Annotated in this window: 11 protein-coding genes; 6 read left to right on the forward strand and 5 right to left on the reverse strand. The window is 71.0% G+C overall.

Going from position 1 to position 12705, the window contains the following annotated elements; all coding sequences use genetic code 11:
- Positions 1-110: 110 nt before the first annotated feature.
- Positions 111-1337: an ROK family protein gene (locus ACYQ78_RS23740; protein WP_459803091.1), complete on the forward strand. Its 1227-nt coding sequence runs from the start codon at positions 111-113 to the stop codon at positions 1335-1337.
- Between the two features lie 39 nt (positions 1338-1376).
- Positions 1377-1823 carry a hypothetical protein gene (locus ACYQ78_RS23745; RefSeq protein ID WP_459803092.1) on the forward strand — a complete coding sequence of 149 codons (447 nt, stop codon included), beginning with the start codon at positions 1377-1379 and terminating at the stop codon, positions 1821-1823.
- Here ACYQ78_RS23745 and ACYQ78_RS23750 read toward each other — a convergent pair.
- Complete coding sequence (locus ACYQ78_RS23750; RefSeq protein ID WP_459803093.1) at positions 1820-2959, reverse strand: hypothetical protein; 1140 nt, start codon at positions 2957-2959, stop codon at positions 1820-1822. The genes ACYQ78_RS23745 and ACYQ78_RS23750 overlap by 4 nt on opposite strands.
- Positions 2959-3480, reverse strand: coding sequence for a SigE family RNA polymerase sigma factor (locus tag ACYQ78_RS23755; RefSeq protein WP_459803094.1), 522 nt, complete (start codon positions 3478-3480; stop codon positions 2959-2961). Before ACYQ78_RS23755 ends, ACYQ78_RS23750 begins: the two co-directional genes overlap by 1 nt.
- Positions 3481-3547: 67 nt before the next feature.
- On the opposite strand from ACYQ78_RS23755, the gene ACYQ78_RS23760 reads away from it, so the two are divergent.
- From ACYQ78_RS23760 to ACYQ78_RS23775, 4 genes are all read left to right on the forward strand, one after another.
- A complete protein-coding gene (locus ACYQ78_RS23760) occupies positions 3548-3997 on the forward strand; it encodes a nuclear transport factor 2 family protein (RefSeq protein WP_459803095.1) in 450 nt (149 codons plus the stop codon).
- Positions 3998-4157: 160 nt separating this feature from the next.
- The gene (locus ACYQ78_RS23765; protein ID WP_459803096.1) at positions 4158-6914 is read left to right on the forward strand and encodes a glycoside hydrolase family 3 C-terminal domain-containing protein; all 2757 of its coding nucleotides are present in this window, start codon (positions 4158-4160) and stop codon (positions 6912-6914) included.
- Positions 6911-7903 (forward strand): LacI family DNA-binding transcriptional regulator, encoded by a 993-nt coding sequence (locus ACYQ78_RS23770; protein ID WP_459803097.1) that lies wholly within the window; start codon positions 6911-6913, stop codon positions 7901-7903. The genes ACYQ78_RS23765 and ACYQ78_RS23770 overlap by 4 nt, the downstream gene beginning before the upstream one ends.
- Positions 7900-9186: a GH1 family beta-glucosidase gene (locus ACYQ78_RS23775; protein ID WP_459803098.1), complete on the forward strand. Its 1287-nt coding sequence runs from the start codon at positions 7900-7902 to the stop codon at positions 9184-9186. Before ACYQ78_RS23770 ends, ACYQ78_RS23775 begins: the two co-directional genes overlap by 4 nt.
- Here ACYQ78_RS23775 and ACYQ78_RS23780 read toward each other — a convergent pair.
- The 3 genes from ACYQ78_RS23780 to ACYQ78_RS23790 all read right to left on the reverse strand — a co-directional run bounded on the left by ACYQ78_RS23780 (position 9183) and on the right by ACYQ78_RS23790 (position 12703).
- A complete protein-coding gene (locus ACYQ78_RS23780) occupies positions 9183-10121 on the reverse strand; it encodes an isopenicillin N synthase family dioxygenase (RefSeq protein ID WP_459803099.1) in 939 nt (312 codons plus the stop codon). The genes ACYQ78_RS23775 and ACYQ78_RS23780 overlap by 4 nt on opposite strands.
- Before the next feature lie 250 nt (positions 10122-10371).
- The gene (locus tag ACYQ78_RS23785; protein WP_459803100.1) at positions 10372-11103 is read right to left on the reverse strand and encodes a DoxX family protein; all 732 of its coding nucleotides are present in this window, start codon (positions 11101-11103) and stop codon (positions 10372-10374) included.
- Positions 11104-11170: 67 nt separating this feature from the next.
- On the reverse strand, positions 11171-12703 hold the full coding sequence (locus ACYQ78_RS23790; protein ID WP_459803101.1) for an MFS transporter: 1533 nt from the start codon (positions 12701-12703) through the stop codon (positions 11171-11173).
- Between the last annotated feature and the right edge of the window lie 2 nt (positions 12704-12705).

The raw sequence follows: 12705 nt of genomic DNA on the forward strand, positions 1-12705 counted from the left end.
GAGCGCCCCCTTCCTGGTAGAGTTAGTTCGTCTAACGACCAAACAAACTAGTCCAGAACCCAAGTCGCCACAAGTGCGGGATGATGGGGCCGACACGGAACGGGGCTCAATTGATCACCAATACGCAGGGAAGCGCCTCCGGCCCGCAGCCGGCCGACTTCACCGATGTGCGGGCCACCAACCTCGCCGTCGTGCTGCGGTTCGTCCGGGAGAACGCCCCCTGCTCGCGCGCCGACATCGCCGCTTCCACCGGCCTCAACAAGGCCACGGTGTCGAGCCTGGTCGCAGACCTGATCGACCGGCGGCTGCTGCGCGAGACGGGCCTCACCGAGAACCGGGTGGGCCGCCCGGCGACCATGCTCGTGCTCGACGGCTCGCCCTACGCGGCGGTCGGCATCGAGGTGAACGTCGACTACCTGACGGCGGTCGCCGTGGACCTCAAGGGTGAAGAGCTGCTGTCGTGGCGCCGGTCGTTCCCGGGTGGCTCGGCCTCCCCGGGCCAGGCGGTCGCCGGGATCGCCGGGGTCGCCCGCCGCGTGGTCAACAAGATGACCAAGGAGGCCCGGCAGGTGCTCGGCCTCACGGTCGCCGTGCCGGGGCTCGTCGACCTGAACGGTTCAGTGCGGCTGGCCCCCAACATGGGGTGGCGCGACGTCGACCTCGCCGGCGATCTGGCCAAGGCGCTGCGCGACCCGGGCTTCCCGGTGCTGGCCGACAACGACGCCAATCTGGGCGCGCTCGCGGAGTTGCGGTTCGGCCCGCACAGCGGCGTGCAGAACCTGGTGTTCCTGACCGGTGAGATCGGGGTCGGCGCCGGGATCGTGCTCGACGGGCGGCTGCGGCGCGGGGGAGCGGGCTTCGGCGGCGAGATCGGGCACATCGAGATCGTGCCCGGCGGCCCGCCGTGTCACTGTGGCCGCCGGGGCTGCCTCGAAGTGGTGGCCGGGCTGGGCGTGATCCTCGACCGGACGGTCCCGGGCGGGGTGTCCCCGGCCGAGCTGGAGCCCGAGATCGACGAGGTGGTCCAGCGCGCCGAGGCGGGCGACCCGGCCGTGCTCGCGCTGCTCGACACGCTCGCCGAGAACCTCGGCAAGGGCGTCGGGATCGTGTCGAACCTCCTCAACCCCGAGGTCGTCGTGCTGGGCGGCTACTACGTGAAGCTCGCGCCGTGGATCCTGGCCCGCGCCGAACAGGAGATGCTCGGCCGGACCCTGGCGCCCGGAGGCGGCGGCTGCCGCCTCGTGGTCTCCGGTCTCGGCTATGGCGCCGCCGCTCTGGGCGCGGCGGCGCGGGTGCTCGACTCCGTCGATTCGGGACGGCTGCCCGCACCGATCTAAGACTTGTTTCAAGGCGTGGAGCATCGTTCAATGATGGGCATGGCACGCCTTTCGCGAATCCTGACCATCGCGCTGCTGGCCCTGCCGGTGACGCTGGCGACCCCGGCACACGCCGCCTACGGCTCCGACCTCGCCGTCAACATCGACGTCTACGGCCAGGGCATCAAACTGTCCGGCGCCTACGGCACGATCGCCTTCGACGACGGGAACACCAAATACCGCTACTCGATCGCGGTGTGCTGGCAGGGCAGCTACAGCCGCCCCACCCTCTACGCCTCGGTCAACGGCGCCTGGCGCTCGCCGCTGGGCGGCACCTCCACCCCGGTGACGATCCCGCAGTGCACCGGCCAGGCCACCCTCGTCTCCGGTGAGGCGAGCGGCGGGACCATCAACAACGTGTCGATCGTCGTCGACGGCGTGAAGTTCAACCCGCCGAACAGCACTTACCACACCAACTCGGCGTTCTACGACAACCCGTTCAACTAGAAACCGGGCAGGACGACACCGCCGAGAGGTGCGGAAACGGAGTAGGTGTCCAGCGGGCGGATGGCCCCGGTGGTGACGTCGGCCGCATAGGTCCGCCAGCCGGGGACGGGCTCGCCGGGTGGCAGGTTCACGGCGACCGTTATCTCGGTCGCGGACAGCCAGGGGCCCAGCCGCATGGGGAGGAAGTCCGCAGGGGCGTCCTTGAACCGGGTCGTGGTCCGCACCTCACCGGTGGCGGCGTCCCTGGTGATCAGCTCGTAGTCGCCGGGGGTGGGGTTCTCGTCCCCCGCGGGACGCGTGAGGTGGGCGATGGTGGCGCCGTCGGGGGACGACCGGCCGGGGGTGTGCCAGGCGGCGCCGGTGAAGGGCCGCACCCCGCCGTCGGCGAACAGCCCGAGGTGGTCGGGGTTCTCCGTGACGACCGCCCGGCCACCGGCGCCGATGCTCCGCACCGACCAGCTGGCCGGGACGGTGGTCCGCTCGCCGGTCTCGACGTCGACCAGGGTGCCGACCGCCCTCGGCGCGCCGAGGGCGAGGAACCGGCCGTCGTCCGACAGCGTGATCTCCGCGCCGTGCTCGACGATGTCGGCGACCGGCATCGTCGGCGGGGCGAGCCGCACCTGCCCCGACTCCAGGTCGCGGACGGCGAACCTCTCGTGCTGCTCGCTGTAGTAGGCGATCTTCCGCCCGTCCCCGGTGATCGCGACCGGTGCGGGCACGAGCACGTACGAGCCGGTGAGCCCTCTGATGTTGACGCTCATCGCCTCGGGCACGCGGTAGTCGTCGCCCGAACGGGTCACCACGCGCCACTGGAGGCAGTCGCGTCCGGCCGTGCGGGCCATCAGGCCGTCGGTCGGCGGTTCGCCGCACCAGTCGTAGTAGGCGTAGGCCAGCGGCGCGACCCCCGAGGCGGGCAGCACCTCCTGGGCCGAGGTCGCGGCCTGCCCGCCCTCACCCGGCCCAGGCGCGCCGATCACGGTGGCGGAGATCGCCAGGATCAGCGTGACGGCCAGGGCGGAAGCGGCAGAGAGGGCCGTCGCCCTTCTTCGCCGGGCCCGGCGCAGCACGGTCTCGGTCAGGTCGACGTCGGGGGTGTGGTCGGCGATGCGCGCCAATTCGTCGTGGAGCCTGGTCATCACTTCGCCTCCTGGGGGGCGGGGTCGGTGTCGTACGACAGATCGGCCAGTTCCGGCGCGACGGCCCGGAGTCTGCCCAGGGCGTGGCTGGTCTGGCTCTTGACGGTGCCGGGGGAGCAGCCGAGCAGGCCGGCGGTCTCCTGGATGCTGCGGTCCTCGTAGAACCGCAGGACCAGCACGGCCCGCTGCCGGGGCGTCAGCCGGGCCAGCGCCTGCCACAGCACGATCCGGCGGACGCTCTCGTCGCCGGGATCCCGGCCCGCCCGCGACGGCGGGGCGAACGTGAGGGCGCGCCGCTGCCGCCGCCACCACGAGATGTGCTCGTTGACCAGTGACCGGCGCACGTACGCCTCGGGGTTGCCCTCCGCGGCGATCCGGCGCCAGTTCCCGGCCACCCGCACCAGGACGCTCTGCAGCATCTCCTCGGCCTGGTGGGCATCCCCGCACAACAGGTAGGACGTACGCATCAACGCCATCTGCCTGGCACGGAGGAACTCCCGGAAACCCTCATATCGATCCACGTTTCTCCTCTCATCCCTTATCCACGCCGGGGCGGAGGCATCGGTTGGAAGGGGTACGACCGGATTCATGACCACTTTCACCAGGGAGAGCGCACTCGAACGGGTCCGGCTCGCCGAGGACGCCTGGAACACCCGCGACCCCCAGAAGGTCTCGCTCGCCTACTCCCTCGACAGCCGCTGGCGCAACCGGGCCGAGTTCGTCACCGGACGCGCCGAGATCGTCGAGTTCCTGACCCGCAAGTGGGACAGGGAGCTGGAATACCGGCTCATCAAGGAGCTGTGGGCGTTCACCGGGAACCGCATCGCGGTGCGGTTCGCGTACGAGAGCCACGACGACTCCGGCCAGTGGTACCGCTCCTACGGCAACGAGCAGTGGGAGTTCGACGACCAGCCCCTCATGGTGCGCCGGTACGCCTCCATCAACGACCTCCCGATCAAGGAGTCGGAGCGCAAATACCACTGGCCCCTCGGCCGCCGTCCCGACGACCATCCCGGGCTGAGCGACCTCGGTCTGTAGTTGGGTCTTGACCCCGAACCGGTTAAGCGGCACTCTTCGGGTGAGTTCGACGTAACCCGGGCGAAATCATTTCGAAGCGCTTCGACATCTGACCTCCAAGCGCTCGTGAACCGCGCCCTTCTTCCGGCCATTTCGAAGCGCTTCGACCGAGGACGTGTCCATGAGCGAACCCTTCCGCGACCCCGGCCTCCCGGTCGCCGAACGCGTCGCCGATCTGCTCGCCCGGCTCACCATCGACGAGAAGGTCGGCCTGCTGCACCAATATCAGGCGCCCGTCGAGCGGCTCGGCGTGGAGCCGTTCCGTACCGGCACCGAGGCCCTGCACGGGCTCGCCTGGTTAGGCCCGGCGACGGTGTTCCCGCAGGCCATCGGGCTGGCCAGCACGTGGAACCCCGAGCTGGTGCGCAGGGTCGGCGCGGCCACCGCGGACGAGGTCATCGCCTTCCACCGCAAAGACCGGGCCGGCGCCGGGCGCAACGTCTGGGCGCCGGTGGTCAACCCGCTGCGCGACCCGCGCTGGGGGCGCAACGAGGAGGGCTATAGCGAGGACGCCTGGCTGACCGGCGTCTTCGGCACCGCCTACGCCTCGGGCCTCAAGGGCGACGGCCGGGTGATGAAGACGGCGCCCACGCTGAAGCACTTCCTGGCGTACAACAACGAGACCGACCGCTGCTCGACGAGCAGCAACCTGCCGCCGCGCGTGCTGCACGAATACGAGCTCCGCGCCTTCCGCGCGCCCATCGAGGCGGGCGCGGCGGTGGCCGTGATGCCCAGCTACAACCTGGTGAACGGCCGCCCGGCCCACCTGTCGCCGCTGATCAACGACGTGCTGCGCGCCTGGGCCCGCGACGACCTGCTCGTGGTCAGCGATGCCTACGCCCCCGCCAACCTGTTCGGCCTCCAGGCCTACTACGACGACCCCGCCGAGGCCTACGCCCACGCGCTGCGGGCGGGCCTCGACAGCTTCACCCAGGACGACGCCTCGCCTGAGGCCACCCTCGGCCACATCGTGACGGCCCTGCGACGAGGGCTGATCGACGAGACCCACGTTGACGCCGCCGTCCGGCACGCGCTGTCGATCCGGGTCAGATTAGGCGAGTTCGACCCGGTCGAGCCCTACCTGGAGATCACCGAGGCCGTGGTCAACCGGCCCGAGCACCAGCGGCTCGCCCGCGAGGCCGCCACCGAGTCGATGGTGCTGCTCAAGAACGACGGGGCGCTGCCGCTGACGGCCGGGAAGGTCGCGGTCATCGGACCGCTGGGCGACGTGCTGCTCGAAGACTGGTACAGCGGCACGCTGCCCTACCAGGTCACCGCCCGCGCCGGGCTGGCCGAACGCGTCGAGACCCTGTTCTGCGAGGGCGTCGACCGGATCGTGCTGCGCGGCGAGGAGGGCTACGTCTCGGCCAGTTCCGAGATCACCGGCGGGCCGCTGACCACGGGCCCGTCGGCCGAGTTCGACCTGTTCGACTGGGGCGGCGGGGCGGTCGTGCTGCGCAGCGTCGCCAACGGCCGTCACGTCGGCGTCGACGACGGCGGCGTTCTGGTCAACGACCAGCCGGGGCCGAGCGGCTGGGAGGTGAGACAGACGTTCAGGATGGAGGACCGTTTCCGGGGCATGGTCCTGCGCCACATCGCCACCGGGCGATACGTCGGGGTGACCCGGGGCGTCCTCACCCTCGCCGACGACCCCGAGAACGCCGCCGTCTTCGTCGTGGAGACCGTCGAGAGCGGCGCGGTCACCGCCGCCCGGCTGGCCGCCGAGGCCGACGTCGCGATCGTGGTCCTGGGCGACCATCCGCTGGTCAACGGCCGCGAGACCGAGGACCGCACCGACCTCGCCCTCCCGCCGCTCCAGGAGGAACTGCTCAAAGCGGTGTACGCCGCCAACGACAACACCGTCCTGGTCGTCTCCAGCGGTTATCCGTTCGCGCTGAACTGGGCCCAGGAACACGTGCCCGCGATCCTGTGGTCGTCGCACGGCGGCCAGGAGTACGGCCACGCCCTCGCCGACGTGCTGTTCGGCGACGCCGACCCGGGCGGCCGGCTCACCCAGACCTGGTACCGCTCGACCTGCGAACTCCCCGACCTGCTCGACTACGACATCATCGCGACCGACGCGACCTACCTCTACTTCCGGGGCCGCCCGCTCTACCCGTTCGGCCACGGCCTGAGCTACACCACGTTCGGCTACAGCGACCTGACCGCCGTGCCCGGCGACACGACGCTGCGCCTGGAGGTCACCGTCACCAACACCGGAAGCCGGGCGGGGGTCGAGGTCGTGCAGTTCTACACCCACCAGTGCCGTTCCCGGGTCAAGCAGCCGGTGCGGTCGCTGCGGGGGTTCGCGAAGGTCCGCCTCGCCCCGGGCGAAACGCGCAGGGTCGGGGTGACCGTGCCGCTCGCGGACCTCGCCTTCTGGGACGTCACCCGCGACCGCTTCGTCGTAGAAGAGGCCCCCTGCAAGGCGCAGGCCGGCCCGTCGAGCGGCGCGATCCGGCTGTGCGCCAGGTTCGACTTACCGGGGGAGACCGTCCCGCCTCGCGACCCCGCCCGGCTCGCCGCCGTGAGCTGCGACGACTACGACGGCATGACCTTATGTGAGGCCGGCAGAGAGAACGGCGACGCCGTCAGGTCGGCCGATCCGGGCGCCTGGATTCGGTTCCGCGACGTCGCGCTCGACGACGAGACGGAGGTCGTCGTGACGGCCGCCAGTGACGACGGCGGCATGGTGACGATCCGGCTCGGCGACCCCCTCGGCGACATCGCCGCGACGGTGGCCGTGCCCCGTACGACCTCGCGTTTTGATCCAGTCGAGACCCGGGCGCACCTTTCGCCGGTGACCGGAGTGCGCGATGTTTATCTCGTGTGTGAGAACGAGGGAGTGACCGTGACCATGGTGGAGTTCCACAGGTGAGGACGGTCACGATCGCCGACGTCGCCCGGCACGCGGGGGTGGCGGTGTCCACGGTGTCGTACGTCCTGAGCGGCAAGCGGGCCATCTCGGCCACCACCCGGCAACGGGTGCTCGACAGCGTGCGGGTGCTCGGCTACCACCCCAACGCGGGGGCCCGCGCCCTCGCGAGCAAACGCGCCAACGTGATCGCCCTGGTCCTGCCGCTGCGCGCCGGGATGAACCTCCCGGTGCTGATGCAGTTCGCGACCTCGGTCGTCGCCACCGCGCGGCAGTACGACCACGACGTCCTGCTGATGACCGCCGACGAGGGCCCCGACGGCATCCGCCGGGTGGCCGCCAGCGCCATGGTCGACGGCCTGCTCCTCATGGACGTCGAGGTGCACGACGCCCGCGTCCCTTTGCTGCGGAAACTGGCAGAACCGAGCGTGCTCATCGGGTTCCCCGCCGACGCCGAGGGCCTGACCTGCGTCGACCTCGACTTCCAGCGCGCGGGCGCGCTCTGCGCGGAACATCTGGCCGAGCGCGGCCACCGCGAGATCGCCCTGCTCGGCGCCCCCGAGGTCGTCTACGAACGCGGCACGGGTTTCGCCGAACGGACCAGGGCAGGGTTCCTGGCGGAGGCGACCCGGCGTGAGCTGTCCGCGCGAGCGGTGCCGTGCGAGGAGACCTACGACGAGGTGGCCTCGGCGGTGAAGCTGCTCTTCGACGCCCACCCGGGCCTGACCGGGCTGGTCGTGCACAACGAGGCGGCCGTCGGCCACGTGCTGGGAGCGCTGCGCGCCCTCGGCCGGACGGTGCCCGACGACGTGTCCGTCGTCGCGATCTGCCCCGACGACATCGCCGAGCGGGCCCGGCTCACCTCGGTGCTCATACCGGCCGAGGAACTGGGCGGTGAGGCGGTCCGCCTCCTGATGGCCAAGCTCGACGGGCTCCCGGCCGGGTCGCTCCTGCTGGAACCCCGTCTCACGATCAGGGAGAGCACACGTTGATCACCTTTCCTGAAGGCTTCCGCTGGGGCGCGGCCACGGCGTCGTACCAGATCGAGGGAGCCGTCACCGAAGACGGCAGAGGCCCCTCCATCTGGGACGTCTTCTCGCACACCCCCGGGAAGACCGCCGACGGCCACACGGGCGACGTCGCCTGCGACCACTACCACCGCTACCGCGAGGACGTCGGCATCATGGCCGACCTGGGCCTGAAGGCCTACCGCTTCTCCATCGCCTGGCCCCGCATCCAGCCGACAGGTACCGGGGAACCTGTGGAATCGGGTCTCGATTTCTACGACCGCCTCGTCGACGAGCTCCTGACCAGGGACATCGAACCGGTCGCGACCCTCTACCACTGGGACCTGCCGGCCGCCCTCGACTGGCGCGACCCGTCGACCCCCGAGCGCTTCGCCGAATACACCGCGATCATGCACGCCCGCCTCGGCGACCGCGTGCAGACCTGGACCACCCTCAACGAACCGTGGGTGTCGGCCTTCGTCGGCCACGCCTCCGGCCGCCACGCCCCCGGCGTCACCGACCCGGCCGCCGCCTTCACCGTGGCCCACCACCTGCTCAAGGCCCACATGCTGGGCGTACGCGCCCTGCGCGCGGGCGGTGCCCACGAGGTCAGCCTGACGCTCAACCTCACCCCGATGGTCGGCGACCCCGACGTGACGACCCTCCCCGACGGCCTGGCCAACCGCCTGTTCCTCGACCCGGCGCTGAAAGACGGCCGCTACCCCGACGACGTCGCGGCCCACATCGCCAAGTTCACCGATCTCGACGATCTGCCCTACGAGCCGATCGACATCCTGGGCGTGAACTACTACACCGTCGCCCGCCTGGCCGCCGACCCGGCGTCGAGGGGCCACGACGAATACCCCGGCTGCGAGGGCATCGCGTGGCTCCCGCCGCTGGGCGAGCCGACCGAGATGAACTGGGAGGTCATCCCGCAGGGCCTCGAAGACCTGCTGGTCCGCCTGTCGGTGGAGTATCCCGGCGTGCCGCTGATGATCACCGAGAACGGCGCCGCCTACCCCGACTCGGTCGACGACCACGACCGGCTCGCGTTCCTCGACGGCCACTTCAGGGCGGCGTACAGAGCGATGGAACGCGGCGCCGACCTGCGGGGATACCTGGTCTGGTCGCTGCTCGACAACTTCGAGTGGGCCCGCGGCTACCACAAGCGCTTCGGCCTGGTCCGGGTCGACTACGACACGCTGGAGCGCACCCCGCGCGCCAGCGCCGAGTGGTACCGCGAGGTCATCGCCCGCAACGGCCTCTAGATGACCTCGGTCTTCAGGTCGGGGAACACCTTGGAGACCTTGCCGAGCAGATACTCGCCGTACGTCCCCGTGAAGGCCCGCAGGTCCTGGCCGTCCCACCGCCGGAAGCCCTGGGCGGTGGGCGGCAGCGGCGGCAGCTCGCTGTCCCAGCCGGGGTCGAAGAAGAACGGGAACGACAGCCGGTCGCGCCCGCTGGAGTTGAACACCCGGTGCGGCGTCGACCGGTAGTGGCCGCCGGTCAGCCGGTCGAGCATGTCCCCGATGTTGCACACGAACGTCCCCGGGATCGGCGGCGCGTCCGTCCACCCCCGCGAGGTGTGCACCTGCAGCCCGGCGTTGGAGTCCTGGAGCAGCAGCGTCAGCAGGCCGTAGTCGGTATGCTCGCCGACGCCCCACGAGTCGTCGACACCGGGCGGATAGTGAAAGATCCGGAACAGGATGGTCGGATCGGCGGTGGATCCGGCAGAGAAGTAGTCGCGCGGCTGCCCGAGACTCAGCGCCACCCCGCTGAGCACCGCCTGCGCGGCCACTTCGACCGCGTCGAGATAGCGCAGCACGACGTCGCGCATCTCCGGGATCTCCTCGGGGAACAGGTTCCGGCCGTGCAGCGGGCGCCCGTCGGGCTCCCGCTCCGCGCCGAAGTAGATCCCCTCCTTGAGATCGGGCTTCCCCGAGGTCAGCTCGCCGCCGACGGGGAAGAACCCGCGCCAGGCCCGGCCGCCCCGCGACATGGCGATCTTCGCCTTGGTCTCCTCGGGCAGCGCGAAGAACCGCCGCGCACAGTCGTCGAGCTCCCCGATCAACTCGGGTGAGACCCCGTGCCCGGCGATGTAGAAGAACCCGCTGTCCACACAGGCGGACTCGATCTCGGCGGCCACGTGGTCGGCGGAACCGCCGGAGAGCAGCGGGCTCACGTCGATGACAGGAAGACTCATAAGCTCTTTTTCTCCGTTACGGCTCCGCCCACCCCGGCACCGCCCGCCGCTCCCGGACCGGCCGCACGCGGCGCCGACCGGCCGCGCCCGCCTCGCGTCGCAACGACGACAGACCTGACCATCAGCTCCGCCGCGCCACCGTCGCGACCCGGCGGATGTGCCCGTGGATGCGCACCGGCCCTACCGCGGGCCTGTCCGACGCCGAGCGCGGGGTGGCCGTGCCGACGGCGGCCGGTGCGTGATCCGGAGGCTATTCGGTCTTGCCGCTGCGGCGGCCGGCGACCAGGGTGTCGCCCGGTTCTCCGCCGCTGGGAGCGGGTTCGCTGCGGTTCTCGGTCGTGGTGTCGCGGCGGGGCTTGCGCGGCACCGGCTTCGGCTTGGGATGGGGGGCGGTCGACTCCTCGGGCTGGTTCGGGAAGGTGACCGGGCCCTTGTGGGGTTCGGTCTTCTCCGGAGCCTTGTCCGAGCCGGGCGTCGGCTTCGACTGGGTCGGCTCGCCCCGTGTCGGTTCACGGAGCGCGTTGATGACGGTGTCGGCCTCCATGTCGGCCGCGATGTCGTCGGCCGCCTCGGCGTCGCGCCGCTTGATGATGACCATTTGGTCGACCGAAAGGCGCCCGGCGCCGTTGACCGACAGCAGCACCGACGCGGCGCCCAGCGCCACCACGAGCTGCACACTGCCGCCCGTGAGGGGAAGACCGGTGTCACCGGCGGCGAGGATGAACACCGCGAGCGCCTCGGCGAACAGCAGCACGCCGACGACCGTGACGGCCGCTCCGGCGATGAGCAGGGTGCCGCCGACCAGTTCGATGAGCATCGTCGCGGCCGCCCAGAACTCCGGGATCGGCGCGTCGAGCTGCGTGAACTGGGTCTCGGTGGCGTCTAAGCCGGCCCGCAGCTTGGCCCAGCCGTTGGCGAAGAAGATCCCGCCGACGCCTATGCGGGCCGCGAGCGTGGCGAGGTCGTGGAAGGTTTTCTTCACGTGACTCATTCTGAGGGGTTATGGGTTGGCTTTACGAGGCAATTGCCCCATAACCAACCCTCCTATGTCAGACAGAGAGACGTTCATTTTCGGTCCGCCGTTCACGGGAGGGCACCAGCACCGCCACCACGAACGCGTTGGCCAGCAGCAACACGACACTCACCCCGACGGCGACGTGCAGCCCGGACACGAACGCCGTCCGGGCCACCTGGAGGAGGGCCACTCCGGCCGGGCCACCCAGGTCACCGGCCACATGGGCCGCCGCCGCGAGCGACCCCTTGGCCTGCGCGATCAGGTCGCCGGGCACTCCCGGGGCGACGATTCCCGGTGCGTACACGAGAGTGGTGACCGTGCCCAGGACGGCGATGCCGAGGCCCGCGCCGAGTTCGTAGGCGGTCTCCTCGACGGCGGCGGCGCCACCGGCGCGTGACTCGGGGGCGGCCGACATGATGGCGTCGGAGGCGGCGAGCAGGGCGACCTCGATGCCGAAGCCGATGCCGACGAAGCAGAGCGTCAGCGAGACCGGATGGTCTTCGACGCCCCATCCGAGCGTGGGCAGCAGCGACAGCGCGGTCAGCGTGAGCCCGCCGCTCATGGTGGCTCGCAGCCCGGCCCGCTGGAGCACGTGGGCCGCCGCGAGCCCGCCGCAGATCGCCGCGACCATCAGCGGCAGCATCCGCAGCGCCGCGCCGAGCGGCGACAGCCCGAGCACGAGCTGGAGGTACTGCGCCAGCAGCAGCTCCAACCCGACCAGGGCGAACACCGCGAACAGCACGCACGCCACCCCGGTCGCGAACCCTCGATTGGCGAACAGCCCGAGGTCGAGCAGCGGCGAGGCCAGCGCCCGCTGCCTGGCCACGAACCACGCCAGCACCGCGACCCCGGCGAGCAGGATCAGCACCGCCGCGCCCCGGCCCACCGTGTGGCCGTAACCGGCCTCCTTCAGCCCGAAGGCGACGGCGAGCACGCCGACCACGGACAGCAGCGCGCTCAGCCCGTCCCACGAGTGGCCGTGGCATTCCGAGACGTCGGGAATGAGCCGGGCCGCCAGCGGCAGCGCCACGACCAGCAGCGGCACGTTGATCAGGAAGACGGTGCCCCACCAGAAGTGCTCCACGAGCACCCCGCCGACCACGGGACCGACCGCCGCGCCCCCGGCCGCCGTCGCGCTCCAGACACCCAGGGCGATCGCGCGCTCCCGCCGGTCGGTGAAGACCTGGCGGATGATCGACAGCGTGGCCGGCATGATCATCGCCCCGCCGACGCCGAGGAACGCCCGCGCCACGATCAGCGCCTCGGGCGAGGCCGCGAACGCGGCGGCCAGCGAGGCGGCCCCGAACACGACGTAGCCGAGCAGCACCAGGCGGCGCCGCCCGTAGCGGTCGCCGAGCGTGCCGAACGTGACCAGCAGCGGCGCCACCACGAGCGAGTAGACGTCGATGATCCACAGCAGCTGCACGCCGGTCGGTTCGAGCGCGGCCGTCAGCGCCGGAACGGCGATGTGGAGAACGGTGGCGTCGACGGCGATCAGGAGCAGGCTGAAGCACAGTAACGCGAGGATCGCCCACCGATCGGCCCTCGGGTCGGCCCTCGGGAACATGA

This window comes from Herbidospora sp. RD11066 (assembly GCF_054661255.1).